Annotated in this window: 26 protein-coding genes and 2 tRNA genes; 14 read left to right on the top strand and 14 right to left on the bottom strand. The window is 66.5% G+C overall.

All coding sequences use genetic code 11. The features are described from left to right. Positions 1–104: 104 nt before the first annotated feature. Both WG921_RS06270 and WG921_RS06265 read left to right on the top strand, forming a co-directional pair. Complete coding sequence (locus WG921_RS06270; RefSeq protein WP_340108347.1) at positions 105–1175, top strand: isopenicillin N synthase family dioxygenase; 1071 nt, start codon at positions 105–107, stop codon at positions 1173–1175. A gap of 12 nt (positions 1176–1187) precedes the next feature. Then, positions 1188–1811 carry a LysE family translocator gene (locus tag WG921_RS06265; RefSeq protein ID WP_340108346.1) on the top strand — a complete coding sequence of 208 codons (624 nt, stop codon included), beginning with the start codon at positions 1188–1190 and terminating at the stop codon, positions 1809–1811. 19 nt (positions 1812–1830) lie between these two features. Here WG921_RS06265 and WG921_RS06260 read toward each other — a convergent pair whose 3' ends face one another. The 3 genes from WG921_RS06260 to WG921_RS06250 are packed head-to-tail and all read right to left on the bottom strand — an operon-like array spanning position 1831 to position 5209. Next, positions 1831–2961: an N-acetyltransferase gene (locus WG921_RS06260; RefSeq protein WP_340108345.1), complete on the bottom strand. Its 1131-nt coding sequence runs from the start codon at positions 2959–2961 to the stop codon at positions 1831–1833. 5 nt (positions 2962–2966) lie between these two features. Continuing rightward, on the bottom strand, positions 2967–4007 hold the full coding sequence (locus WG921_RS06255; protein WP_340108344.1) for an LptF/LptG family permease: 1041 nt from the start codon (positions 4005–4007) through the stop codon (positions 2967–2969). Next, positions 4004–5209, bottom strand: a complete 1206-nt coding sequence (locus tag WG921_RS06250) for an LptF/LptG family permease (RefSeq protein ID WP_340108343.1) — start codon at positions 5207–5209, stop codon at positions 4004–4006. Before WG921_RS06250 ends, WG921_RS06255 begins: the two co-directional genes overlap by 4 nt. A gap of 224 nt (positions 5210–5433) precedes the next feature. Here WG921_RS06250 and WG921_RS06245 point away from each other — a divergent pair, with 224 nt between their 5' ends. Next, positions 5434–6768 (top strand): GAF domain-containing sensor histidine kinase, encoded by a 1335-nt coding sequence (locus WG921_RS06245; protein WP_340108342.1) that lies wholly within the window; start codon positions 5434–5436, stop codon positions 6766–6768. On the opposite strand, the gene WG921_RS06240 is transcribed toward WG921_RS06245, so the two are convergent. Next, positions 6725–7642, bottom strand: coding sequence for a metallophosphoesterase family protein (locus WG921_RS06240; protein ID WP_340108341.1), 918 nt, complete (start codon positions 7640–7642; stop codon positions 6725–6727). The genes WG921_RS06245 and WG921_RS06240 overlap by 44 nt on opposite strands. A gap of 80 nt (positions 7643–7722) precedes the next feature. Here WG921_RS06240 and WG921_RS06235 point away from each other — a divergent pair, with 80 nt between their 5' ends. The 3 genes from WG921_RS06235 to WG921_RS06225 all read left to right on the top strand — a co-directional run bounded on the left by WG921_RS06235 (position 7723) and on the right by WG921_RS06225 (position 10285). Then, positions 7723–8619: a diacylglycerol kinase family protein gene (locus WG921_RS06235; RefSeq protein WP_340108340.1), complete on the top strand. Its 897-nt coding sequence runs from the start codon at positions 7723–7725 to the stop codon at positions 8617–8619. Positions 8620–8684: 65 nt separating this feature from the next. After that, entirely contained in the window at positions 8685–9497 is an 813-nt protein-coding gene (locus WG921_RS06230; RefSeq protein ID WP_340108339.1) for an aspartyl/asparaginyl beta-hydroxylase domain-containing protein, read from the top strand. After that, complete coding sequence (locus tag WG921_RS06225; RefSeq protein ID WP_340108338.1) at positions 9497–10285, top strand: hypothetical protein; 789 nt, start codon at positions 9497–9499, stop codon at positions 10283–10285. Before WG921_RS06230 ends, WG921_RS06225 begins: the two co-directional genes overlap by 1 nt. A gap of 168 nt (positions 10286–10453) precedes the next feature. Here WG921_RS06225 and spt read toward each other — a convergent pair whose 3' ends face one another. From spt to WG921_RS06195, 6 genes are all read right to left on the bottom strand, one after another. Continuing rightward, positions 10454–11779, bottom strand: coding sequence for a serine palmitoyltransferase (spt, locus tag WG921_RS06220; protein ID WP_340108337.1), 1326 nt, complete (start codon positions 11777–11779; stop codon positions 10454–10456). 28 nt (positions 11780–11807) lie between these two features. Then, complete coding sequence (locus WG921_RS06215; protein WP_340108336.1) at positions 11808–12059, bottom strand: acyl carrier protein; 252 nt, start codon at positions 12057–12059, stop codon at positions 11808–11810. A gap of 462 nt (positions 12060–12521) precedes the next feature. After that, complete coding sequence (locus WG921_RS06210; RefSeq protein WP_340108335.1) at positions 12522–12986, bottom strand: MarR family winged helix-turn-helix transcriptional regulator; 465 nt, start codon at positions 12984–12986, stop codon at positions 12522–12524. Positions 12987–13040: 54 nt separating this feature from the next. Then, positions 13041–13877 carry a carbon-nitrogen hydrolase family protein gene (locus WG921_RS06205; protein WP_413788560.1) on the bottom strand — a complete coding sequence of 279 codons (837 nt, stop codon included), beginning with the start codon at positions 13875–13877 and terminating at the stop codon, positions 13041–13043. A gap of 31 nt (positions 13878–13908) precedes the next feature. After that, a complete protein-coding gene (grxC, locus tag WG921_RS06200; RefSeq protein WP_340108334.1) occupies positions 13909–14166 on the bottom strand; it encodes a glutaredoxin 3 in 258 nt (85 codons plus the stop codon). A 36-nt stretch (positions 14167–14202) separates the two neighbouring features. After that, positions 14203–15033, bottom strand: coding sequence for a ComF family protein (locus WG921_RS06195; RefSeq protein WP_340108333.1), 831 nt, complete (start codon positions 15031–15033; stop codon positions 14203–14205). On the opposite strand from WG921_RS06195, the gene WG921_RS06190 reads away from it, so the two are divergent. From WG921_RS06190 to WG921_RS06180, 3 genes are all read left to right on the top strand, one after another. Then, positions 15016–15945, top strand: coding sequence for a methyltransferase domain-containing protein (locus WG921_RS06190; protein ID WP_340108332.1), 930 nt, complete (start codon positions 15016–15018; stop codon positions 15943–15945). The genes WG921_RS06195 and WG921_RS06190 overlap by 18 nt on opposite strands. 106 nt (positions 15946–16051) lie before the next feature. After that, positions 16052–17128 (top strand): ferrochelatase, encoded by a 1077-nt coding sequence (gene hemH / locus WG921_RS06185; protein ID WP_340108331.1) that lies wholly within the window; start codon positions 16052–16054, stop codon positions 17126–17128. 57 nt (positions 17129–17185) lie between these two features. Continuing rightward, positions 17186–17261: transfer RNA gene (locus tag WG921_RS06180), tRNA-Ala, on the top strand. A 585-nt stretch (positions 17262–17846) separates the two neighbouring features. On the opposite strand, the gene WG921_RS06175 is transcribed toward WG921_RS06180, so the two are convergent. After that, positions 17847–17932: transfer RNA gene (locus WG921_RS06175), tRNA-Tyr, on the bottom strand. 220 nt (positions 17933–18152) lie between these two features. Between WG921_RS06175 and WG921_RS06170 the strand changes: the two genes are divergently transcribed. Further along, a complete protein-coding gene (locus WG921_RS06170; protein WP_340108330.1) occupies positions 18153–19121 on the top strand; it encodes a DUF808 domain-containing protein in 969 nt (322 codons plus the stop codon). A 15-nt stretch (positions 19122–19136) separates the two neighbouring features. Here WG921_RS06170 and thrS read toward each other — a convergent pair whose 3' ends face one another. Both thrS and WG921_RS06160 read right to left on the bottom strand, forming a co-directional pair. Beyond that, on the bottom strand, positions 19137–21119 hold the full coding sequence (gene thrS, locus WG921_RS06165; RefSeq protein WP_340108329.1) for a threonine--tRNA ligase: 1983 nt from the start codon (positions 21117–21119) through the stop codon (positions 19137–19139). A 99-nt stretch (positions 21120–21218) separates the two neighbouring features. After that, on the bottom strand, positions 21219–22088 hold the full coding sequence (locus WG921_RS06160) for an MBL fold metallo-hydrolase (protein WP_340108328.1): 870 nt from the start codon (positions 22086–22088) through the stop codon (positions 21219–21221). A 132-nt stretch (positions 22089–22220) separates the two neighbouring features. Here WG921_RS06160 and WG921_RS06155 point away from each other — a divergent pair, with 132 nt between their 5' ends. From WG921_RS06155 to WG921_RS06140, 4 genes are read left to right on the top strand one after another with little or no spacing between them, the layout of a single operon-like run. Continuing rightward, complete coding sequence (locus WG921_RS06155; protein WP_340108327.1) at positions 22221–22685, top strand: RidA family protein; 465 nt, start codon at positions 22221–22223, stop codon at positions 22683–22685. Continuing rightward, positions 22682–23452: a glycerophosphodiester phosphodiesterase family protein gene (locus WG921_RS06150; protein WP_340108326.1), complete on the top strand. Its 771-nt coding sequence runs from the start codon at positions 22682–22684 to the stop codon at positions 23450–23452. The genes WG921_RS06155 and WG921_RS06150 overlap by 4 nt, the downstream gene beginning before the upstream one ends. Continuing rightward, positions 23449–24636: a GNAT family N-acetyltransferase gene (locus WG921_RS06145; protein ID WP_340108325.1), complete on the top strand. Its 1188-nt coding sequence runs from the start codon at positions 23449–23451 to the stop codon at positions 24634–24636. Before WG921_RS06150 ends, WG921_RS06145 begins: the two co-directional genes overlap by 4 nt. Beyond that, on the top strand, positions 24629–24928 hold the full coding sequence (locus WG921_RS06140; RefSeq protein WP_340108324.1) for a 4a-hydroxytetrahydrobiopterin dehydratase: 300 nt from the start codon (positions 24629–24631) through the stop codon (positions 24926–24928). Before WG921_RS06145 ends, WG921_RS06140 begins: the two co-directional genes overlap by 8 nt. A 19-nt stretch (positions 24929–24947) precedes the next feature. Here WG921_RS06140 and WG921_RS06135 read toward each other — a convergent pair whose 3' ends face one another. Next, positions 24948–25688, bottom strand: a complete 741-nt coding sequence (locus WG921_RS06135) for a sulfite exporter TauE/SafE family protein (protein ID WP_340108323.1) — start codon at positions 25686–25688, stop codon at positions 24948–24950.

Genomic DNA, 25688 nt, shown 5'->3' with positions numbered 1-25688 from the left:
TTACCTCTCGTCAAACTTAATTACTCCTTGACCGACACGCCAGTTGCAATCATGGCGTGTCGCGGTCTCGCCAGTGCGGGCGAGAGCCGCAAGCCCAAAACAGGTTGCAATGGGGGATGGTGGCTATGTCCGATACAGATGTCCTGCCAGTAATAGATCTTGAACCATTGGGGACCGGCGATCGCGCGGCGATAAAACGTGTCGCTGATCAGATGGGGTCGGCCGCGCGCGAAGCCGGTTTCTTTTACGTCGCCAATCATGGCATCTCCCAATCGATGATCGAGAGCGCCTATGAGGCGGCGGAGGAATTCTTCGCCCAGCCCGATGAGGTGAAGCGCGGATATTATATCGGCGACAGCCTGAATCATCGCGGCTATGTGCCGTTCACCGAGAAGGGCGACTACGCCGACGAAGTGAACCGCAATTACGAGGCGTTCGACCTCGCCCTCGATCTGCCGCATGACGATCCCGACTATCTGGCGGGAAACCTGCTGCTCGGGCCGAATGTCTGGCCCGCCCTGCCTGGGTTCCGGGACCGGATCGGCGCGTATTACGCGGCGGTCTCCTCGGTCGGGTTGCGCATCTGCGCGGCGCTGGAGATGCATCTGGAACTGCCGACGGGCGAGTTGACGCGGCAGATGACGAAGCCGATCTCGCAACTGCGCCTGCTGCACTATGTGCGCGCCCGCACCACCACGCAGAAGAAGAGCGTCAACATGGGCGCGCACACCGATTATGAATGCCTGACATTGCTGCATCAGCGGCAAAAGGGCCTGCAGGTGATGACGCGGAATGATGAGTGGGTCGACGTGCCGGTGAAGCCGGAGGCCTTTATCATCAATATTGGCGACATGCTGGAGGCATGGACAAACGGCGCGTTCCGCTCGACGCCGCACCGAGTGCTGAACCTCAGCCCCGAACGCTTTTCAATGCCCTACTTCGTCGCCGCTAATTACGACGCCGTGATCAAGCCGTTTCCCAGCTTGATTTCGCCCAATAACCCTTCAAAGTACGAAGCGTTCAAAGCTGGATTACACTTGGAGCGTATGTTGTTAAGAGATTTTCCATATCTTCGCGAGCGCCGCGGCGAAAGGATCTGGTCCGCGACCACGGATCAGACGGGGCCGGTTCAGAACCCTTTCGAAAAGCGAATGAACAGCGCCGGAGCGAATTGAGCGATGCCGTCGATGGATACGATACTTGTCGTGGCGCTCGCGGGGATTGCGCTCAGCGCCTCCCCGGGACCCTCGATGCTCTATGTGCTGTCGCGCAGCATCGGTCAGAGTCGGGCCGCGGGCCTCGCATCCGCGATCGGGCTCGGGCTCGGCGGCGTCATTCTCGCGCTGATCGCGGCGATCGGGCTTTCAGCGGTCTTCGTCCGGTCGGAAACGGCGTACCAGATAATTACGATCCTCGGCGCCGGCTACCTGATCTATCTCGGGATACAGATGATCCTCGCCCATCGCGGCGACGAGGCCGCGCACGCGGTGGAGGTCGCCCGGGTGGAGAAGCGCAGCTATGCGCGGATCATCTGGCAGGGGGTTCTGGTCGAGCTGCTGAATCCGAAGACGATCCTGTTTTTCATGGCCTTCATCCCGCCTTTCGTCGAGACGTCGAAGGGAGACATCGTCCTGCAGATGCTCGTTCTCGGCGTGCTGGTTCCGCTCACCGCCGTGCCATCGGACATCATCGTCGCGTTTGTCGGCGGTTCGCTGGCGGAGACCGTGAACGGCAACCGGTTGATCCGCCGCGGGCTCGCCTGGCTGGGCGGTCTCTTCCTGATCGGAATCGGCATCAGCCTCTTTTACTGATCCGGCTCACCGACCCGGGTCAGTTCAGCGGCCGCTCATAAAAGCGATAGGTCTTGGCGATCCGCGCGCCCAGCATTTCGATCATCTTCCGGATCGGCATGTTGTCTTCTAGGATCCAGCTGAACTCCAGTTCGCCGAATCCGCGCTCCATGTAGCGCTCCTCCGGCGAATAGATGAGCATCACCGGCGCGATGCTCGCGATCATCCCTTCGAGCCCGGGGAGCATGCCCATCAGCGGCACCCGCGCCCCGTGGATCCGTCCGCGTTTCAGCCGCCACATGAGGCGCAGAATATTGAACGGAAAGAGCCGGCCGCGAAAATCCCGAATCGCCTCGTTGATATCCGGCATCAATACGATGAATCCGATCGGAACGCCGTCAAGCTCGGCGATCCGGGTGAGCCCGGGGTCGATCAGCGGCTTCATCTCCTTCGCCATCGAGTCGATCTCGCCCTGAGTGAAGGGCACGAAGCCCCAGTTTTCCTTCCAGGCCTCATTGAAGATATGGGCGATGGTCTCCACCTCCGCGTCCCATCGCCCAAGATCGACGGGGCGCATCCTGAGCCCTTTCGGCGCCTGCCGGACCAGACGCCGCGGCCGGTCCGGCAACCCTTGGGACGTGTCGAGCCGATAGGCGAAGGCGTCCCGCGCCTTGACGAGCCCGGCAGCCTCCACCATCGGGCCAAGCCAGCGCGGATCATGCGGCATGAGCAGAAAAGGCGGGCTATCGAAGCCATCCACCAGAAGCCCTGCCTCGTGATTGATGTTGAGGGTGTACGGCCCCCGCATCCAGCCCGCGCCCCTTTCGCGCAACCAGCGCTCCGCCGTATCGATCAGCGCGGAGACGACGCTCTGATCAGCCACGGCCGTCAACGCGCCGAAGAGCCCGCACACCCGGCCCTCGACCTTCGGCGACAGCCGATCGATCTGAGCGCTGATCCGGCCGACCGCGCGGCCCCCCTCCCATGCGAGGAAAAAGGCCGCCTCCCCATGAGCGAACCACGGGTTATGCTTCGGTGAGAAGAACTGCGCCCGCTCGAAATGCAGCGGCTCGACCCAATGCGGATCATCCCGGAGGATCTCACCCGGCAACCGGATGAACGTCTTCATCTCGGCCCGGCCGCGAACCTCGCGCACGTCGACTTCCCCCATCCAGGTCACTCCTCCAACGCAATCAACACATAGCCGCCGATCGCCGCAAACATCGCCGTCGCGCCGAACGCAGCGAGCAGCGGCGGCAGATTGCCGGTCTCTCCGAGCGCGGTCAGCATGCCGTCGAAAAGAAGAAACCCGAAACCGAGAACCACCGCCAACGCCGCGCGCTTCCCGAGCCCGCCGCCACGTCTCGTGCCGAAAGCCGCCGGCGCGGCGAGAAGGAACATCACCAGCGGCGCGAGAAGCGCCGCGTATCCCCGATAGACCCGAACCCGATAAAATTCCGCCGCCCGATTGCCGGCCCAGGCCCCGGTCAGGATCCGCTCCGCGACCCTGCCCGCCACGGCGCGAGACGGCGTAGAAAGCGCGCGCACGTTCGCGGGACGCAGGGGCGTCTCCCAGACCTCGCCATCGATCCGCGTCGATCCCGTTCCCCCCGGCACATGGCGCACCGCCCCTTCGAGCCGCCATCTTCCATCGATGAAACGCGCGGTCGCCGCGTTGACCCGCGCGGCGAGCCGGCCCTGTGCGTCCAACTCATACACCTCGATCCGGGAGATCAGATCGCCGCGCGGCGAAGACGCGCCGGCGTGGATCACGCTCGCCGACGTTCGCGCCCAAAACCCGCCCGCCTGATCCGCGGGCTGCGGATCCAGCCAGGTGAGGAGCCGCCCTTCGAGCACCGGAGCGATCCTGTCGCTGAGCGTATGAAGACAGAGGCCAAGCACGAGGCCGAGCGGCGCGAGCAGCAGCAGAAACCGGTATGTCGTCGCGCCGGAGGCGCGCAGCACGGTGAGTTCGCTCCGCCCCGAGAGACTGAGAAAGGCCAGCACCGGCCCCAGGATCAGCGCCACCGGCAGAACCGCGTTCAGGATGAGCGGCGTCCGGAGGCCAAGATAGCGGATCAGCCCGCCATCGTCGCGCTGCAGGACGACAGCCGCGCTCTCCACCAGATCAAGCGCGATCGCGAGCCCGGCGAGCGCCGCCGCGACCATGAGAATCCGCGTCAGGACCGCGCGGGTCAGATGAAGCGCCAGCGTCACGGGGCCGGCGCCCCGCGCGCACGCCGCGCCATATGGACGACGCCGCGAATGCAGCGGTCGATCACGACGAAGAACTTGCGGGCGAAATTGTCGGAGCCCTGACTGGCCGTCGTCGCATAGAGCCAGATGCCGAACGCGAAATAGATCGCGCAAATCCCCCAGAGCGACAGCGCCGGATCGACGGTTCCATTCGCCGCCATGCCCTCGACCGCCTTGGTCACGTTCTGAAAGACGACAAGAACGGCCATCGCGACCGCGACCCGCCGCCATACCGGCGAACGCTTGCCCGCCACCGCCAGCGGCACCGCGATCAGCGGCACGCCGAGAATCGCCAGCGCGCGGACAAGCCGGCCATAAAACTCCGCCGCATAGCGCGGATCATAGGGCGCGCCGTCAGCCCCTTTCAGCTTTCCCAAAAGCTCGGGTTGCGTCAATTCCCGCTCCGAGCCGCCGCGCGGCCGAAAAATCTCGTCGTCGAGGTCGAACTCGCGCTCCAGCATCAGACTGTCGAAACTGACGGAAACCTCGCCCTCATCGCGGCCGATGGAGACGGCGACGCCATTGATCAGCTGCAGCCGCAACGTCCGCGCCTCGACATTGGGGATCAGGACGCCGCGTTCGGCCGTCAGGATCTGTTCCGCGCCGCTCGGTTTCTTCTGCAACACGAACACCCGGTCGAGCCGCCTCCCGGTCGGATCGACCTCCTCGGCGGAGATCGTCATCCCGTCGCCCGCATCGATGAATGTTCCGGCCTCCACCCGCGCGTCCCAGGCGGCGTTCACCAGCTCATGCTTAACCGCTTGAAAAGCATAGCGTGAGTAAGGTTGCAAATAACCGAACAGAAGAAGCGATACGATGCCGAGAACCGCGCCGCACACGACGAAGATCGCGCCGATCCGGCGGATCGACCAACCGGCGCCCTCCATCGCGTCGAGCTCGTTCCCGGAACTCAGCGACGTCATCACCGCGATGATGCCGACAGCGAACGCGGCCGGAAGAGCGAGCCCGAGATAATGCGGCACAAGATTGAGCGTCATGGAGAGCACGAGCTCAAGCGGCGCCCCCTTGCCGGTCAGGAGCTCGAACAGCCTGAGCACCCGCTCCAGCAACAGGGCCGCGAGCGTCACCGCCAGCGCCGCGAGCATCGGCGTCGCCATCAGGCGAAGGAGATATGCGTCGATGGTGCTGAGACGCAGGCGCATCGGGCTCTCCGGCTCGGGGAGCGCCCGGGCAGGGCGCGCCGCCATCGCGCGCCCCGCCGGCGCGCTCAATGGGTTTAGTGAACCACAATGGATCCCGCAACCGCCCCGCGCGCAGGGGTCAGATCGAGAGCCTCTGGCGCATGCGCGACGACTCCCCTAAAGATTCTGATAAGCTGCCGGCTTTGGAGGAGTGGCGCCACAACGATATGGCCAAAGCCTTGAGGATGACCAACCGCCAGGACGAGCTGGAAGCCAGGCTCGCCGAGGTCGAGGACGCGCTTCTCGAGCGGGAGGAACTTTTTCGTGTCTTCAACAAATTCGCGGTCGACATCATGGCGATCGACGATGAGCAGGCGCTGATCTGGCATGTCGCGCGCGAAGTCGTCGGCAAGATGGGCTTCAACGATTGCGTGATCTACCTGACGGATCCGCTCGGAACCTATCTTCGGCAGGTCGCGGCGCTCGGCGCGAAAAACCCTGAAGGCTACGACATCATCAACTCGCTGCGGATCCGCATGGGCCAGGGCGTGACCGGCAGGGTGGCGGAGACCGGCAAGCCGATCATCATCGCCGATCTGTCGAAGGAGCCGTCCTACATCCCCGACCTGGAGCCCGCCCTGAGCGAAATCTGCGTGCCGATGTTGATCGACGGGAAAGTCGTCGGGGTGATCGACAGTGAAGAAACCATGGCGAATGTCTTCACTCAGAATCACCTCAGCATTCTCACCACCATCGCCGCGATCGCCAGCTCGAAGCTGAAGCTCATCCGGGAAGCGGAGGTCACCCGGAGACGCAACCTCGAGCTGGAGCGGACGCGTGAGCGCCTGGAGCGCGCGCGCAAGCAAGCCGAAAGCGCAAGCAGGGTGAAGAACGCGTTTCTCGCCACGCTCAGCCACGAATTGCGGACGCCGATGAACGGCGTGATCGGCATGGGGGAATTGCTGTCCCATACGGAGCTTTCCGATCGGCAGCGGAACTTCGTTCAGGTGTTGCTCGCCTCCGCGAAATCGATGACCGGGCTGATGGACGACCTTCTGGACGTCTCCATGATCGAAGCGGGGGAAATGCGCCTCCATATCGGCGACGTCGATCTCAACGTCATGGCCCAGACCCTGATCGACGCGATCGCGGCGATGGAGACGGCGAAAAATGTCCAGGTCACGCTCGATTTCGACGAGTCCGCGCGCGGGCGCTGGCGATGCGACGAAAAGAGAGTGCGCCAGATCCTGTCGAACCTCACCAACAACGCGGTCAAGTTCACCGACGAGGGCGTTGTCGCCGTCACGATCCGCGCCGAACCCGCCGGCGTGCGCTTCGAAGTCAAAGACAACGGGCCGGGCATACATGAAAGCCAGCTCACCCGGATTTTCGAGCGGTTCGAGCAGGCCGAGCAAACCGCGGCGCGGCGCCATGGCGGCGTCGGCATAGGGCTGAATATCTGCCGCCAGCTCGTCGCCTTGATGAAGGGGGAGATCGGCGTCGAGAGCGAAGAAGGCGAAGGCGCGCTCTTCTGGTTCACACTGCCGCTGGAGCGCGTTCAATCGCCGGAGGGAGACTGAAGCGGCCCCTGACCTCGAACGCGCCTCCCGCCGCCAGCGCCCGGCGAAGAATCTCGATGCGGTAGCCGCCGGACTCCGGCGCGATGCTGAGAAGGCGCCATTCGGCCGGCTCGACCCCGCGCCCCGGCGGCCCCGAAGCCGAGGGCGCGCCGAGAACCGGGACCCGCGCGCCGGCGCCGTCGATCCAGCTCAACTGGTTTCGGTGATTGTGGCCGTGCAGCACCAGCTCCGCGCCCTCCTCCGCGATCGCGGCGGCGACGGCCGCGCGGTCGCGGAGCGCCTTGCGCGGCCGGCTCATGTCCGTCGGCGGATGATGGATGAGGACAATGCGGCAAAGCCCCCGCGCCGCGCTCAGGCGCCGCCGGAGCGCCGCGATCTGGGCCGCCCCGGCTTCGCCCTGCGCGAAGAGAGGCGGCGTCGGGATCGCGGTGGAGACCCCGATCAGCGCGACCGGGCCGCGAACCCGCATCCAAGGCCAGCTTTCCGAGCCGTCATCGGCGTCGTCGCCGGCGGTGAAGGCCGCGAATGCGGCGGCGCAGGCCCCCTCCGCGCCCCGGGCCAGCGCTTCGTGGTTCCCCGGAACGAAGCTGATCGCGCCGCCGGGCCCGAACCCGCCGAGCCAGGCCGCGGCGGCGGCGAACTCTCGCTCCAGGCCGAAATTCACCACGTCCCCCGTCATCGCGACATGATCCGGCCGATGGGCGAGGATATCGGCCCGGAGCGCATCCGCGACCTCGCGCCGATGCAGCAAGCGCCGCTTCCGCGCCCAGTTCAGCGCGCTCAGCGCGCGCTTTCCGAAGAGTTCCGCCGCCCGGAATCGGCCATGAAGCGGCAGATGCGCGTCGGTGAAATGCGCGATGGTGAACCCGGTCATGCTCTTCGCCTCGCGTCGCCGTCTTGCGGGGCGCCAATGCAGCCGATAGGGGAGGTCGCGTCAATCCGCCGGGAGCGCGCATGCCCTTCGAAGTCGGCCATATTCGCAACCGCGCCGCGACCCGCGCCGCCGCGCGCGCCGGCATGGCCGGCCCCGCGGCGATGCTATCGCGCTCTCCCGACACTCTCACCGCGCTGACCGAGGCCCTGGCGGAGATGAAGGCGGCGGGCGTCAGGCGGATCATCATCGAAGGCGGCGACGGCACGGTGCGCGAGGTTCTGAGCCGGGCGCTGCCGCTGTGGGGCGACGCCCCGCCCGAATTCGCGATCTGCGCCACCGGAAACACCAATCTCATCGCGCGGAGCGGCGGGAGGATCGGCCCGGAGGAAGCCGCGCTGATCATCGGCGCGCCGGAAAAATTCCGGCGGCGACGGGTCCCGGTCCTGAAGGTGGAGCGCGCGGGCGAGACGCCGATACGCGGCTTCATGCTCGGCGCCGGCGCCTACGCCGCCGCGACGAAGATGGCCCGCGAGGAAATCGGCGCCCGCCATGGCGCGCAGGTCGCGCTCGCCGTTCTCAGGCTGATCCGCTCGCCGCGGCTTCGGGCGTCGTCAGAGATCGGGTTCTCTCCCGGCGCGGCCGCGCCCGCCGCGCCCGAACCTCGGCTCCTGGTCGCGCTCACGTCATTGCCGGCGGCGCTGATCCTCGGACTGTCGCCATTCTGGGGCGCCGGAGAAGGAGCCATCCGCTGGCTCGACATAGCCGGCGACCCGCCGCATCTGGCTCTCGCGGCGCCGTTCATCGCCTTCGGCGCGCCGCGACGCTGGATGCGGCGCGCCTACCGGAGCGGCCGGGCGGAAACGGCCGCGCTCTCTCTCGACGCCCATTTCGTGCTGGACGGGGAGCATTTCGCGCCGGGCGCAGACGGCGACGTCACCGTCTCCGCCGCGGAGGCCGTGACGTTTCTTTCCCGGTGATCGGCTCGACAGGAAGCGTGTGAAAGGCTATCTCCGCCACGAACATAACGGAGCGTGTGAAGCCCATGGCGACCGCAGACGATATCAAAACAGACAAACCCAAGACTCTGAACCGTCCGATCCGCAAGTTCGTCAAGAAACGCGGCAAGAAACTGATGCGCTGGATCGCCGGGTTTCAGGCTCGGGAGAGCCTCGTGCCCGATACGCCCTTTATCGACTCCTCGCATTTTCCTTTCCTGAAGGAGTTCGAGGACAAATGGCAGGTGATGCGGGACGAAGCGCGCGCCATCCTCAAACACCGGGACGCGATCCCCGGGTTCGAGCAGGTCTCCCCGGATCAGCACCGCATCGCCAAGGCGCAGCAGTGGAAGACCTTCATTCTCTATGGCTTCGGCGACCGTCTGGCGAAAAACTGCGCCATGGCGCCGGTCACGGCGGAGGTGCTCTCGCGCGTGCCGAACGTGCAGACGGCGTGGTTCTCCATTCTCGCGCCCGGCTATCACATCCCGGCCCATACCGGGGTGACCAAGGGGATCGTGCGGGCGCATCTCGGCCTGATCATCCCGACCGAGCGGGAGAAATGCCGGATCCGCGTCGCGGATCAGGTGCGGGCGTGGAAAGAGGGCGAGGCTTTCGCCTTCGACGACACGTTCGAGCACGAAGTCTGGAACGACACCGACGAGGAGCGGGTGATCCTGCTTTTCGATTTCGACCGGCCGATGCGCTGGCGCGGAAGGTTCCTCAACCGGCTTATGCTGCGGTTGATGAAATTCACAGCCTTCTACCAGGAGCCGAAGAAGAATCTCGCCGATTTCGAGGCGCGGTTCGAAGCCGCGACGCGGCGCGCCGATGAGAACCTCGAAAAGCTGAGCGATTAGTGCGACCGGGCCCGTCGCCCGAACTCCGCGCCTATCTCGCGGCCGAGTTGCGGCGGCCGGTGTTCCCGGAAGCGCGCGCCTTCGCCGAAGCTCTGGCGAAGCGGCCGGGGGTGGCGGCGGTGCTGTTCTACGGCTCCTGCCTGCAACGCCAGTCGCCGGAAGGGATGCTCGATTTCTACGTCCTCACCGACGGCCGCGCGGGAGCGTATGGCGAGAGCGCGCTGACCGCGGCGGCCGGCCGGCTTCTGCCTCCCAATGTCTATCCCGAGCGCCATGAAGGATTGAGGGCGAAGGCCGCCGTGCTCTCGCTCGGCGCGTTTCGCCGCCGCATGACGCCGGGGCGGATCGACACCACATTCTGGGCGCGCTTCTGCCAGCCGGCGGCGCTGCTCTGGGCGCGCGACGAGCGGATCGGCCGCGAGGTCGACGCGGCCATCGCCGACGCTGTCGCCGCCGCCGCCGCCTGGGCCGAACGATTGGCGGAGGGCGCCGAGGGCGCGGAGGCCTGGCGGCGGCTCTTCGCGCGCACCTACCGCGTGGAGATCCGGGTCGAGGGTCCGGGGCGCGCCGGAAAGATCGTGGACGCCGACCCTGCGCGCTATGACGCGCTCTGGGCGTTGACGGCGGAGAGCCGCGCGCGCCGCGCCAAGGGGCGGAGCTGGTTTCTGCGCTGGCTCCTCGGCAAGCCGCTCCACATCGCCCGCCTGTTGAAGGCGGCTTTCACATTCGAGGGCGGCCCGCGCTATCTGCTTTGGAAAATCAGGCGCCACCGCCGGGCCGGAGGCTGACCGGTCAGGGCGGCCAAGCCTGTGGTCCGGACCCAGCGCCGCGCCTCGCGGCGCATCTTCGCCGCCGGGCCTCCGCATGCGTTCCGCCCGGGGAAATCTCACATGTCCAAGACAAAAAACGCCGCGCGCCGTCTCCGGCGCGCGGCGGCTATCGGTTCTTGTCGACGATCAGCGTTCGACGACGTTTCTCGGACGCGCCTCTCCGGCGTCCTCCTCCGGCGCGCGGCTCGCGCCGGCGCCTCCGGTGACGATCCTCAGCGCGCCCTGGCGCTCCGCCAGCCGCCGCCGGTCGGCCTTGTTGGCCGGGATCAGCTTCATATCGGCGCCGACCTGCGCGAAGATATCGAGCGCGCTCGCGATCTGCTCGCGCGTATGCGCCGCGGAAATCGACGAGCGCAGCAACGAGAGCGCGTTCGGCGTCGACGGCGGGATCGCGATATTGGTGTAGACCCCGGCCTCGATCAGCGCATTCCAGAACTTGACCGCGACTTCCTTCCCCGGAAGCTTGACCGCGACGACCGGAGAGACCTCCGGCCCGAGCGCGAAGCCAAGCGCTTCGAGCCCGTCGTAAAAGGTGCGGGCGTTGCGCCAGAGCAGTTCCCGAAGCTGAGGGTTCGCCTCGATCTGATCGAAGCTCTGCTTCGCCGCGGCGATCACCGCCGGCGGCAGCGACGCGGTGAACATGTACGGCCGGGAAATCGAGCGGAGGATCTCCACACCCTCATGGTCGGAGACGCAGAAACCGCCGACCGTGCCGATCGATTTGGAGAATGTTCCGACGATGAAGTCGCAATCCGCCTCGACATCGGCCTGCTCGCAGAGGCCGCGGCCCCGCCCGCCGAGCGTGCCGAGCGAATGCGCCTCGTCGACCATCAGATAGGCGCCGTATTCGCGCTTCACCGCGGCGATCTCGGCCAGCGGCGCCGTATCGCCCAGCATCGAGTAGATGCCTTCGGTGACGATCAGCTTGTCGCCCGGCTTGTCCTTGAGGCGGTCCAGCTTCTTCGCGAGATCGTCAGCATTGTTGTGCCGGAAGCGGATCACCTCCGCCTCGGAAAGCTTGCAGGCGTCATAGATCGAGGCGTGGCTGTCAGCGTCGATCAACAGGTAGTCGCCGCGCTGCGCCAGCGCCGAAATGGAGCCGAGATTGGCGGCGTAGCCGGTGGAGAAGACCACCGCGCATTTCTTGCCATAAAAATCCGCCACCCGACGCTCGAGCGAGTTGTGCAGCGCGTAGGTGCCGTTCGCGATGCGCGAGCCGGTGGTGCCTGTGCCGAACTCGTCGATCGCCGCCTTCGCCGCGGCGGTGCACGCAGCGTCGAATGTCATGCCGAGATAGTTGTTGGTGCCGAGCAGGATCGTGCGCCGCCCCTCCAGCCGCGCTTCGGTCGGCGAGATCACTTCGTCGAACTCGAGGCGGGTAGGGTCGCGGCCCAACGCCTTCAGCGCGCCGAACGCCTTTTCCACGGCCATCACTTTATCTTCGATGCTCACTGCCTACTCCTGCGTCCCACGTCGCGTTTCAGGCGCTTTCCGAAATCAGACCATGCACCGCCACGGCGAGTTGCCTCACCGTTTTCACATCCGAAATCCGGTCCAACGGGACCGTGATGCCGAACTCGTCCTCCAGTTCGAAGACGAAATCCATGACACTGACGGAATCAAGGCCGGTGTCCGCGACGATATTGGTCTCCGCCGTCAGCGTAAGGTCGCCTTCGACCTTCTCGCCAAGCAAGCGAATGATGTCGTCTTCGACGGAAGCCAGCGTCGCCATGCGCGTCTCGTTTACTGTCCAGCGCCGCAACCGCGACGATCGTTCCCAATTCAGGCGAACATTCTCGCTGCGCTCTGACGGCGCTTCATCCACCCTTTAGTCTCAGGTCGTGGAACATGGCCCGAAGTGGCCGAAATTTAAAGATCAATTCGGTTTCGGCATCACAAGTCTTGCAGCTTGAAATCTTTCCGCGATGAGGGCGAAACGGCCGGCGCGCGCCGGCGCCGCGCACGCCGCAGACCTTCACGGCGCGACGGACTGGAGCCACGGTCAACCACCCATAACATACTGCAAAAACGCGCAATTCTCCCCCACCAACGCCATTTCCACTGGCGTCTCCCACCGCAACGCTGAGTTGCATCCGGCAATTTGACGACCTGTTTCGAGCATCGGAACAGATAAATTAGCCGTCGTCAATTATGCAACAGTACACAATTTTTTGTGCGGCGCAGCATAAGCGCGTCAATCGTCCGCCTCACGCGGCCCCTTTGCGGCCGACAGGAACAGCCGGAGTTCACGAAGCGCCGGCAACGCGGTCCGCAGACGCTCCCCGCCGACACCGGCCGCGATCTCCGCGAAAACCGGCGCGAGCGCGGCGATTCCCCGGTTCCGCATCTCAAGCCCTCCCTCGGTCAGCGAGACGAGCTTCCGGCGTCGATCCTTCGCGTCCGACCGCACCCGCACATGCCCCGCCGCCTCCAGCCGCGCGATGGTGTTGGTCATCGCGCCCTTGGAGAGTTGAAACACCTTGGCGAGCTGGGCCGGGCTCTTCTCTCCGCCGAGATGCGAGAAATGATTGAGAACCGCAAATTGCGAAAGCTCCAGCCCGTCGGGCAGCGCGCGCCGCAGGCGCAGCTCGGCCAATTGCCCGATCGCCCTGATCTCAGTCAGAACCGTGAACGTGATCGGATCGTCGATCGCCCGCATGGCCGTCTCCACCGGTAGCCGGTTGAGCAGTCAACCGCTCCACCCCCGTCGTCGTCAAGGCCCGGTGAACACCCGCGCCCCGGAAAGCGACGGAACCCGCCGCCGCGCCGCCGCCGTGGCGTCCATGTCGAGGTCGGCGAGGAAGACGCCCTCCTCATCCGCCGCCTGGACGAGCACGTCGCCCCATGGCCCCACGATCATCGAATGGCCCCATGTCTCGCGCGATTTTCCCACCGTCGCCCGATGAACCCCGCATTGCGCCGGGGCGAGAATGTGACACCCGGTCTCGATCGCCCGCGCCCGCAAGAGCACCTCCCAATGGGCGGCCCCGGTCGGGCGCGTAAACGCGGACGGGACCGCGATCAGCCGCGCCCCGGCGCGGGCCAATCTGAGATAAAGCTCGGGGAAGCGCATATCGTAACAGATGGTGAGGCCGAGCGGCCCCCACGGCGTCTCCGCCATCACCGCCGCCTCGCCCGGCCGATAGCCGGCGCTCTCGCGGTACGCCTCCTTCGCGGTGGGCGCGGCGTCGAACATGTGGATCTTGTCGTAGCGCGCGCGGATCTCCCCCGCCGGCCCGATCAGGAACGAGCGGTTGACGAACCGCCCGTCCGGGCTTTCCCCCGAGAGCGCGAGCGAGCCGATCAGCAAGCGCACGCCCAACTCCGCCGCCACAATCCGGAGGCGGGCGAGGGTCGGGTCCTCCGCCTCCGAACACAGCGCCGCCTGCTGACGGGCGCGGCTGAGCGAGACGATGTTGGTGACTTCAGGGGTCGCAATCAACGCCGCGCCGGCCGCCGCCGCCTGACGGATCAGCGCCTCCGCCCGCGCCAGATTGGCCGCCGGCTCGTCTGAGGAGGAAAGCTGGACAAGGGCCGCGCGGAGCATCATGGGCGGATGATGCCTCTCTATCGCCGGCGCTTCAAGCCGCGAGAAGGCCGTCGAGCTTCCCCGACCGCTCGAGCGCGTAGAGCTCGTCGCATCCGCCGATCGGGGCGCCGTCGATGAAGATCTGCGGCACGGTCCGCCCGCCATTCGCGCGGCGCGTCATCTCGGCCCGCCGGGACGGGTCGGTCATGACGTCGATTTCGGTGTAGGAGACGCCCTTGTCATCCAGAAGGCGCTTCGCCGCGCGGCAAAACCCGCAAATCGGCGTCGTATAGATCTCGATCGACTTCATGTTCTGGTCCTTCGTGATGCTCCTCCTCACCTACGATCACCGGTCGCCATAGGCAACTCTCGCGAAGACGAGCACATTCACATCTGCGGCGCCGGCGGCGCGGCAAGCGTCCGCGCAGCCCGCAAGGGTGGCGCCGGTCGTCAGCACATCGTCGATCAGCAGAACCCGCCGCCCGACGACGCGGCGGCGCCAGCGCGCGGAAACCGCGAAGGCGCCCTCCACATTCACCAGCCGCTCGCCGCGAGATCGTCCCTCCTGGCTCGGCGTCGCGCGGGTTCGCTCCAGTAGATCGAGCGCCAGCGCCCGCCGCCGGCCCGCGCCGCGCGCGATCTCCCGCGCCAATTCGCCCGACTGATTGAACCGCCGCTTCACCATCCGCCGCCAATGCAGCGGCGCCGGCGCGATGAGATCGGCGGCCCGCGCCAGGTCCGCCCCCGCCCCCGCCTGCGCCCGGAGCATCCAGCCGGCGGCGAGCGCGGCCACTTCCTGCCGGTCGCCGTGCTTGAACCCGAGCACGAGCTTCCGGCCCGCGCCGCCATAGACCACCGCCGCGACGCCCCGCGACCAGACCGGCGGCGCATGGGCGCAACTGTCGCACACCGCGTCCGGCCCAAGGCCGACCGGGATCGGCGCGCCGCAGCTGAAGCAGGCCGGAGGCGCGATGAACACGGTCTCGCGCCAGCACGCCGCGCAGACGCCGCCGGGCGCGGAGATTTCGGTCCGGCAGGCCGGGCAGGCCGCCGGATAGACGAATTCCGCCGCCAACCTGGCCGCGCGCCCGAGCCAGCCGGCGGCCTTGCGCCGGAAGGCCCGTGGGATATACCCCTCGGCGGAGCCGGAGGCGTCGTCATGGAGCTTTTCGATCATAACGCGCGCATGATGCGCGCGCCGAGAGTTAAAAAATTCTTAACAAGCGCGACGTCCGGCGACGCCGCCTTCCTGATCGAGCGGGCCGCCGAAGGCCTGGCGGAGCGGGTCGACGACGTGAAGAGGGATTTCCCCGCCGTTCTGATCCACGGCGCCGGCGGCGGCGCCTTCGCGGCCGCGCTCGGCGCCCGCGCGGGCGAGGCCAGCCTCGTGCAGACGGAAAGCGCCCCAGCCCTCGCCGCGCTGGCCGGCGCGCGGGCGCCGCGGGCGGAGACGCGCCAGGCCGCGGAAGAATCCCCGGACGCGCCGCCGGGCGTTTTCGATCTCGCGATCAGCGGCATGACGCTCCACCGCGCCAACGACCCGGTCGGCGTCATGACCCAGCTCCGGCTGGCGCTGAAGCCGGACGGCCTGTTTCTCGGCGCGCTCTTCGGCGGCCAGACGCTGGCCGAGCTTCGCGCCGCGCTGGCGGAGGCGGAGGCCGAGGTTGAAGGCGGCGTCTCGCCCCGCGTCGCGCCGATGGGCGAGATCCGCGATCTCGGCGCGCTGTTGCAACGGGCGGGATTCGCCATGCCGGTCGCCGATGTCGATCGCGTCGACGTCTCCTACGAGACGCCCTTTCATCTGATGCGCGATCTCCGCGCCATGGGAGAGGCGAACCCGCTGTCGGCGCGGCGCCGCAGCTTCACGCGGCGGGCGACGCTGCTGCGGGCGGCGGAGATCTACGCCCGGCACTTCTCGCGCCCCGACGGCCGGGTGAGCGCGACGTTCGAGATCGTCTATCTCACCGGATGGGCCCCGGCGGAGAATCAACCGAAACCGCTCCGCCCCGGCTCCGCCACCACGCGGCTGGCCGATGCGCTCGGCGCGGTCGAGCGGCCTGCGGGGGAGAAGGCGCCCTACGGCTCATGAAGCGAACGGCGGCGATTGGCCGCGGACGCGTTGATCCGCGCTTGTGGGGGCATAAGTCCTCACTTCTATCGACCGGCGCCCGTCCGGCCCGCTCTGCGGAGACGCCATGGATCAGAGGAGACAGACGGTGAAAGACGCGCCCGACAGCGACCGGCTCGCCCACGCCCCGAAGGGCCACCCGCATGTGCCGGAACGGAAAACCGGGGTGCTCCTGGTCAATCTCGGCACGCCGAACGGGACCGATTACTGGAACATGCGCCGCTACCTTCGGGAGTTCCTGTCGGACACCCGCGTGATCGAGGCGCCGAAATGGCTGTGGCGGCCGATCCTCCATCTCGTCGTCCTGACCACGCGGCCGCAGAAGTCGGGCAAGGCGTATGACTCGATCTGGAACAGGGAGCGAGACGAAAGCCCGCTCCTCACGATCACCCGCGCGCAAACGGAGAAGGTCGCCACGCGGCTGAAAGCCGCCTATGGCGACACCGTCATCGTCGACTTCTGCATGCGCTACGGCGACCCGTCCACCCCATCCAAGATCCAGGAGATGCACGATCTCGGCTGCGACCGGATCGTGTTCTTCCCCCTTTATCCGCAATATGCGGCGGCCACGACCGCAACCGCGAACGATCAGGCGTTCCGCCAATTGATGAAGATGCGCTGGCAGCCCGCCTTCCGGACCGTCGCCGCCTACGCGGATCATCCGCTCTATGCGGAGGCGTTGGCGCAATCGGTGACGCGCGCCTATGCGGAGATGGATGCGCGCCCCGACGCGCTCGTCGCCTCCTATCACGGGCTGCCGCAATCCTATCTGGACAAGGGCGACCCCTATCATTGCCACTGCCACAAGACGACGCGGCTCCTTCAGGAGCGGCTCGGCTGGCCGGAGGGAGAGATCGTCACCAGCTTCCAGTCGCGCTTCGGCTCGAAGGAATGGCTCAAGCCCTACACGGTGGAGAAGGTGGCCGAGCTGGCGAAGGCCGGCAATACGCATATCGCAATCATCGCGCCGGGCTTCTCCGCCGATTGCGTCGAGACGCTGGAGGAAATCAACGACGAAATTCGCGAAGCCTTCGAAGCCGCCGGTGGGCGGCGCTTCGATTACATCCCCTGCCTCAATGACGACGACGCCCATATCGACATGATGGAGGCCATTCTGAAGAGCGAACTGACCGGATGGGTCTGACATCGCTCCGCCCCATTGACAGCCCGCCCCGCGCGCAATAAACGCCAGCCTTGGCAAGGGGCCGTAGCTCAGTTGGGAGAGCGCGTCGTTCGCAATGACGAGGTCAGGGGTTCGATTCCCCTCGGCTCCACCATCTCACACATTCGTGTTGAGAGATCCGCTAACGCTTTGAATAAAAACATGGGTTAGCGGTTCGCCCCCCCGCCACGGCTGCGCTGCGGGGGCTTTGAAAGGCCAGCTCAGGCGCCGTTCTCCTGAACGCCAATCTGGCTTTTCCAGCGACACCCCGATGGCCCGCCAGAGACGCGACGGCGTGTTCGGCCCTCGCGGATTCGCCGGCCCATGGTCGCGGCGTGATCCTGTGGGGTCAGGCGCGACGGGTCCGATGCGTCTGGCCCGATTCTGTCTGCAAGACCTTCGCCGACCGACTCGATCCGGCGCTCGCCGCCCCTTCGGGGCGCGCGGCTCAAGATCAACGTAGGAAAACAGGCTCCCCGAACAGGCGTCCGGTCCGCGCGCCGCATCCCTCCAACGTCCGGCGCGATGAATCAGCGGGAGCGCCCGGAGCCAACGCCTTTCCAGCGCCCCGCCAGGAGAACGGCGCTCAGATTGGCCCGTGCGGAACCCCGGAGACACGGCTGGAGAGAAGGGCGCCGAAACCCCCGAATACACCTTTATTTTCAAGGCTCTAGGAGGGTCTCAATTTCAAGGTGTGAAATGGTGGAGGGGGCTGGATTCGAACCAGCGTATCGTCTCCGAGACGGATTTACAGTCCGTTGCATTTGACCGCTCTGCCACCCCTCCACAGGGATAAGCGTTGATTTCGGTCGTCTTAACCGCCGTATTCGGAAAGGGCAAGATCCGCCGATGCAGATGAGCGCACTCTGTTGGCCATTCCCGCTTCGCGCGTCGTCATGAGAGTGACGCGCCGCCATATTTTCGTATTCTCCGCCTTGCGATGCCGGCGCCGACGCGGCTATGCCCCACCACACTGCGGAATCGGCGATCGGAGAAGGACGCGACGATGAGCGGACTGCTGGCCCTGCTGGACGATGTCGCGGCGATCGCGAAGCTCGCGGCGGCGCAACTCGACGATGTCGCCGCTCAGGCGACGAAGGCCGGAACCAAGGCCGCCAGCCTGATCATCGACGACACCGCCGTCACCCCGAAATATGTCGTGGGCCTGCCGGCGGCGCGCGAATTGCCGATCGTCTGGAAAATCGCCCGTGGGTCCGTCTTCAACAAGATCGTGATTCTGCTGCCGGCCGCGCTTCTGCTCGACGCGGTTCTGCCCTGGCTGCTGATGCCGCTTCTCATGATCGGCGGCGGGTATCTCTGTTACGAGGGCGCGGAGAAGATCTGGGGCCTGATCCACCCGCACCCCGAACATGGGCCGCAGGCGACTCAGCCGCTGAGCGCCGCCCGGCTGGAGGAGACGCGCGTAAAGGGCGCGATCAAGACCGATTTCATCCTCTCGGCGGAGATCATGACCATCGCCCTCACCATGATCGGGCCGAGCTCCACGCCGATCAAGGGCGCGGTGCTCGTCGTGGTCGCGATCGGCATCACCGCGCTGGTCTATGGCTCGGTCGCGCTGCTTGTGAAGGCGGACGATGTCGGGCTCTCGCTCAGCCTGCCCCGGCGGCCCGACGCCATCCGGGCGCTCGGCCGGTTCATCGTGAAGGCGATGCCGGCGCTGATGGCGCTCATCTCGACGGTCGGGACGGCGGCGATGCTCTGGGTCGGCGGCGGCATCATCACCCACGGGCTGGAGGTTCTCGGCTGGCCGGCGCCCTATGAGGCGATCCGCCACGCCGCTGCGAGCGCGGCGGCGGGCTTCGGGGGCGCGCATGCCGGAATCGCCTGGGTGGTGACGGCGACCGGCGACGGCCTGTTCGGCCTCGCGCTCGGGTTCTGCCTCATCCCGGTCGTCGCCTATGCGATCACGCCGGCGATCGCCGCCATGTCGCGCAAAGACCCGCCGAAAGAGTGATCCGCCTTCGCGCCCTCAGGCGCCGCGCAGCAGATCCGGCGGCGTCGCTTCAAGGCTGAGCGCCGCGACCGCCTCCGCCAGCGGCGCGACTTTCTGACGCTTGTCGTCAAGCCGCCGGATCGCGACCGACCGGTCCGCGACCTCACGCGCCCCCACCGCCAGGATGGCCGGGACCTTGCCCACCGAATGCTCGCGGACCTTGTAGTTGATCTTTTCGTTTCGCGTGTCGGCCTCGGCCCGGAGCCCGGCCTTGCGGAGCGCCGCGACCACCTCATGCGCGTAGGCGTCGGCCTCCGAGGTGATCGTCGCGACGACGACCTGCCGCGGCGCGAGCCAGAGCGGCAGCTTGCCGGCGTAGTTCTCGATCAGGATGCCGAGGAACCGTTCGAAAGAGCCGAGAATCGCGCGGTGCAGCATGAAGGGCCGGTGCTTCGCCCCGTCCTCGCCAACGTATTCCGCTCCGAGTCGCTCCGGCAGGTTCGGATCGACCTGGAACGTGCCGCACTGCCATTCGCGGCCGATCGCGTCGGTCAGTTTGAAATCCAGTTTCGGCCCATAGAACGCGCCCTCGCCAGGGTCGATCTCATAGTCGCGCCCAAGCTTCTTTATCGCGTTCTCCAACGCGCCTTCGACGAGATCCCAGGCCGCGTCGTCGCCGATCCGGACTTCGGGACGGGTGGAGAGCTTGATGTCGAAACTGTCGAAGCCGAGATCCGCATAGACGGAGGACAACAGCTCGATGAAGCGCCGCGTCTCGTCCTCGATCTGCTCGGCGGTGCAGAAGATGTGCGCATCGTCCTGCGTGAACCCCCGCACCCGCATCAAGCCATGCATCGAGCCGGAGGATTCATAGCGATGGCAGGAGCCGAACTCCGCCAGCCGGAGCGGCAGGTCGCGGTAGCTTTTCAGGCCCTGATTATACACCTGAACATGGCAGGGGCAGTTCATCGGCTTCAGCGCGTTCACGCGCTTGGCGTTGGCGTGCTCGCCCGCGCCCGAGCTTTCGTCGATCTCGGTGATGAACATGTTCTCGCGGTAGGCCTCCCAGTGGCCCGAGGCCTCCCAGAGCTTGCGGTCGACCACCTGCGGCGTGCGGATCTCCTTGTAGCCGGAGTCGTCGAGCCGGCGGCGCATGTAATCTTCGAGCGCGCGATAGATGCGCCAGCCGTTCGGGTGCCAGAACACCATGCCCGGCGCCTCGTCCTGGAGGTGAAAGAGGTTCAACTCGCGGCCGAGGCGGCGATGGTCGCGCTTCTCCGCCTCTTCGAGCATGGTCAGGTAGGCGTCAAGCTCCGGCTTCGAGGCGAAGGCGACGCCATAGATCCGCTGCAGCATCTTGTTGCGGCTGTCGCCCCGCCAATAGGCGCCGGCGACCTTCATCAGCTTGAACGCGTCCGCCGGCACCTGGCCGGTATGCGCGAGATGCGGGCCGCGGCAGAGATCCTGCCAATGCCCGTGCCAGTACATGCGTATCTTCTGGTCGGCCGGAATCGCGTCGACCAGCTCCACCTTGTATGGCTCGCCCGCCTCCTCGTAATGCCGGATGGCGCGCTCACGGTCCCAGATCTCATACCGGACCGGGTCGCGCGCCGCGATGATCTGGCGCATCCGCTTCTCGATGGCGGCGAAGTCCTCGTCGGAGAACGGCTCCTCCCGATCAAAATCGTAATACCAGCCGTTATCGACCACCGGCCCGATCGTCACCTTCACGTCGGGCCAGAGCTCCTGCACCGCCCGCGCCATGACATGGGCGCAGTCATGCCGGATGAGGCCGAGCGCGTCCGCCCGGTCCCGGGCCGTGACGATGGCGACGGCGGCGTCCGCCTCGATCGGCTCGGAAAGGTCCGCGAGTCGGCCGTCGATCCGGCAGGCGAGCGCGGCCTTCGCCAGCGAGGGCGAGATCGCCGCGGCGATCTCGGCGCCGGTCACGCCCGCCGCGCACGTCCGCTCCGCCCCGTCGGGAAGAGTGATCGTCACGTTCTGGGCGCCGTCGGCCATGGGTCGTCTCCGAAAAGAGGAAAACTGGATTTGCGCGCGCAAATTCCCCGCACCCGGCCTTGAAGTCAATCTCCGGCCTGGCGTTCTAAAAAAGCCCGTTCATTTTCCGATCACGTTCACCGGCACCTTGAGATAGGTGACGCCGTTATCCTCGGCCGGCGGCATGCTCCCCGCGCGCATGTTCACCTGGATCGACGGGATCAGAAGCCGGGGCGCCCCGAGCTTCGCGTCTTTCGCCTCGCGCAGCGCGACGAACTCATCCTCGGTCATTCCATCCCGGACATGCGGATTCGACTGACGCTGCGCGCCGACCGTCGTCCGCCATGCGTAGACATCGCGATCCGGCGCCTTGTAGTCATGGCACATCCACAGCACCGTCTGAGGATGATGGTCGAGGATGCGGCGGATCGAACGATAGAGCGTGCGCGCGTCCCCGCCCGGAAAATCACAGCGCGCCGTGCCGAAATCCGGCATGAACAGCGTATCGCCGACGAAGATGTTCTCGTCGATCCGATAGGAGCCGCACGCGGGCGTGTGCCCCGGCGTCGACAGGTATTCGCACTCGATCCCGCCGATCCTGAACTTCTCGCCATCGGCGAAGAGGCGATCGAACTGGGAGCCGTCGCGGGCGAAGCCCCGCTCGGCGTTGTAGATCTCGCCGAACGTATGCTGCACTTCCGTGATCCGCTCTCCGATCGCCACCCGCCCGCCGATCTTGTCGCGAATATAAGGAGCGGCGGACAGATGATCCGCATGGACATGCGTCTCCAGGATCCAGTCCACGGTCAGATCGCGCTGCGAGACATGATCGAGAATCAGGTCGGCGTGCCGCGTGGCGGTCCGCGCCGCCGCCATGTCGTAGTCGAGCACGCTGTCGATCACCGCCGCCCGGCGGCTTTCAGGATCGCTGACGATATAGGAGACGGTGTTGGTCTCTTCATGGAAGAGCGCGTCTATGTCCGGTTTCATGATCATCACTCCTGAAGTCGTCAGCGTATACTTATATAGCCCAAACCACGATCAGGCGCCATTCGGGCTTCCCCGGGCCGCGCCGGCGTTGCATGGTCCGGCGGACGAATCTCTCAGATGAAAGGACACTTCATGACTGGTCAGATCGACGCGCGCCTCGCCGAGCTTGGAATCAAGATCGCGGACGCGCCGGCGCCTGCGGCGAATTACGTCCCCACCGTGCGGTCCGGAAATCTCGTCTTCATCTCGGGCCAGGTCTCCAGCAAGGACGGCGCGCTCATCATCGGAAAACTGGGCGAGACCATGACCGCCGAGGAAGGCGCCGCGGCCGCGCGGACCTGCGGAATCAGCCTCATCTCCCAGATGAAGGCGGCCTGCGGCGGCGATCTCGACCGTGTGGCGCGGGTGGTCAAACTGACCGGGTTCGTCAATTCGGCTCCGGATTTTCCCGATCATCCGAAAGTGGTGAACGGCTGCTCCGACCTGCTGGTCGAGGTGTTCGGCGACAAGGGCCGCCATGCGCGCTCCGCCGTCGGCATGGGCAACCTGCCCTTTGGCGTCGCGGTCGAGATCGAAGCGATCATCGAGATCGCATGAGCGCGGGCGCCTGGCCCGAACTCGGGGCGGAGTTTCTGGCGTCCCCCCTCGCGCATCGCGGGCTCCATGACCGGGCGGCGGGGGTGATCGAGAACTCCCGCGCCGCGATCCTCGCCGCCGTTGAGGCGGGGTACGGCGTGGAGCTGGACCTTCAGCTTTCCGCCGATGGCGAGGCGATGGTGTTTCACGACGACGACCTCGCGCGCCTCACCGGGGCGCCGGGGCCGGTCGGCGCGAGAACCGCGTCGGCGCTCGGCGGATTGACGCTGCTCGGCGCCGACGAGACCATACCGACGCTGGAAGAGATCCTCGCTCTCGTCGCCGGGCGAGCGCCGCTCCTGATCGAGGTGAAGGACCAGAGCCGCGCGTTGGCCCCGGTCGACGGGCGGCTCGAGCGGCGGGCGGCGGCGCTGCTCCGCGGCTATTCCGGGCCGGCGGCTCTCATGTCCTTCAACCCCCATTCGGTCGCCATGTGCCGGGACGCCGCGCCCGATATTCCGCGAGGGCGAACGACCTGCGCCTTCAGCGGCGCGCATTGGGCCTCCCTGCCGCCGACCAGGCGCCGCGCCCTCGCCCGCCTCGACGACCTTGACGAGCTTGGCTGCGGCTTCATCTCTCATCAGCATGACGAACTCGGGAGCCCCGAGGTCGCCGCGGTGAAGGCTTCGGGGCGCGCGGTTCTGGCGTGGACCATCCGCACGAAGGCGGCGGAGACGCGCGCGCGCGCAATCGCCGACAACATCACCTTCGAGGGTTACCCCGCGTGAGCGACGAGGCTGTCTTTACGATCGAGACCCACCAGAAGATCGCCGACATCCCCGCCGGCGAGTGGGACCAGTGCGCCTGCCCGGAAGCCGCCGATGGCGGCCGGCCGACGGACCCGTTCACGACCCATCGGTTTCTTCTCGCGCTCGAGGACAGCCGCAGCGTCTCGGCCCGCGCCGGCTGGCGGCCGCTGCACCTCTCGGCGCGCGCCGCCGATGGCCGGCTGGCCGGCGTCATGCCGCTCTACGCGAAAAGCCACAGCCAGGGCGAATACGTGTTCGACCACACCTGGGCGCATGCGTTCGAGCACGCCGGCGGCGCGTATTATCCCAAATTGCAGGCCGCCGTCCCCTTCACCCCCGCGACGGGCCGGCGCCTCCTCACGCCGCAGGGCGCGCCCGCCGGCGCCGAAATCGCGCTCGCTCAGGGCGCGATCCAGCTGGCGGAGGCGAACGGCCTCTCCTCGTTTCACATCACCTTCTGCACCGAAGACGAATGGCGTCTCGGCGGCGAGATCGGGCTCCTCCAGAGAGAGGATCAGCAATTTCATTGGGAAAGCCGCGGTTACGCGACCTTCGACGATTTTCTCGCCGACCTTTCCAGCCGCAAGCGCAAGAATCTGAAAAGGGAGCGCGCCGCGGCGGCGGCGGGCGGCGTCCGCATCCACCGGCTGACCGGAGACGATATCCGCCCCGAACATTGGGCGGCGTTCTGGCGCTTCTATCAGGACACCGGCGCGCGGAAATGGGGCGCGCCCTATCTCACCCGCGCCTTCTTCGACATCGCGCAGGAACGCCTCCGGCGCGACGCGCTTCTCATCCTCTGCGAGCGGGATGGAGACTGGATCGCCGGCGCGCTCAACTTCATCGGCCGGGAGACGCTGTTCGGCCGGTATTGGGGCTGCACCGAGCAGCACCCGTTCCTGCATTTCGAAACGTGCTATTATCAGGCCATCGACGCGGCGCTGGAACTGGGGCTGAGTCGGGTGGAGGCCGGGGCGCAGGGCGCGCACAAGCTTGCGCGCGGCTATCTGCCCTGCCCCACTTACTCGCTCCATCACATCACCGAGCCACGCTTTCGCCGCGCCGTCGCCAACCATCTGGAGCGTGAACGCGCCGCGGTGGACGAAGAGATCGAATACCTGAAAAGCCGCGGCCCCTACAGAAAAGGACAAGACGATGGCTGAACGACTCGCCGCGGGTGCGAGGGACGCCGCGCTCCCAGCGCTCAAGGCCGCCTCCTGGGCGCATATCCCGGAGCGCGACGCGCTGAAGAAAACCTTTCGTTTCAAGAATTTCATCAACGCCTGGAGCTGGATGAGCGCGGTCGCGCTCGAGGCGGAGAAGATGGACCATCATCCCGAATGGACGAATGTGTACGGAACCGTCGAGGTGACGCTGACCACCCATGACGCGAACGGGCTGACCCGGCTCGATCTGGAGCTGGCGCGAAAGATGGATACGCTGGCCCAGCGGTGAGCGACCGCCGCGCCGGCGGTCAACCCGACAGCGCCTGCCGGACCATGTTGAGCCCGATCAGGAGGAAAAAAATCAGCAGCGCCTTCTGAAACCGGCGCGAATCCATCCGCCGCCGAACGCGCTCGCCGAGCGCGAAGCCGAGATATGTCGGGATGCAGAGCGCCAGAGACAGGAAGAAGATGTCTTTCGTGATCAACCCGTTGACGGCGTATCCGGCGAAAAGCGGCAGGCCGCCGAGGAACAGAAGCACCCCTGTCGCGCCGACGAATTCGGATTTGTCGAGCCTGAGCGACAGGAGAAGGATGATCATCGGCGCCGCCCAGAGGCCGGTGAACCCGCCCATGACGCCCGAGGCCGCCCCGGCGAAGACCTGCGCCGGAAACTCCCAGCCGGGCGGCATGGCCGGCGGCCGGCGGATCAGGCTCGACGCCGCGAAAACGGCGATGCCGGCGCCCGTGACCAGCAGGATCGTCTCTTTCGAAGAGCCCGCCGCGAGGCCGCTGCCGAGATAGATGACGACCGAAAGCGTCAGCGCGAACGGCCAGAACCTGAGCAGCGTGACCTTCCATTTCCTCTCACGGTAGGCCTGCCAGCAATTGGCGAACACCACCGGGACCAGCCCGAGCGCGACGGCGAGCCGAGGGTCGACAAACTGGCTCAGGATCGCGATCACGGTGGTCGGCAGTCCGATGCCGATCGCGCCCTTCACCGTTCCCGCCAGCAGGAAGATCGCCGGCGCGAGATAGACGATATTCTCCAT

This window comes from Paludibacillus litoralis (assembly GCF_037646705.1).
In the GTDB taxonomy this organism is placed as follows: Bacteria; Pseudomonadota; Alphaproteobacteria; order Rhodobacterales; family Rhodobacteraceae; genus Pikeienuella; species Pikeienuella litoralis.
Note: the sequence above shows the minus strand (reverse complement) of the source record. Positions and strands in the feature narration are given on the sequence as shown.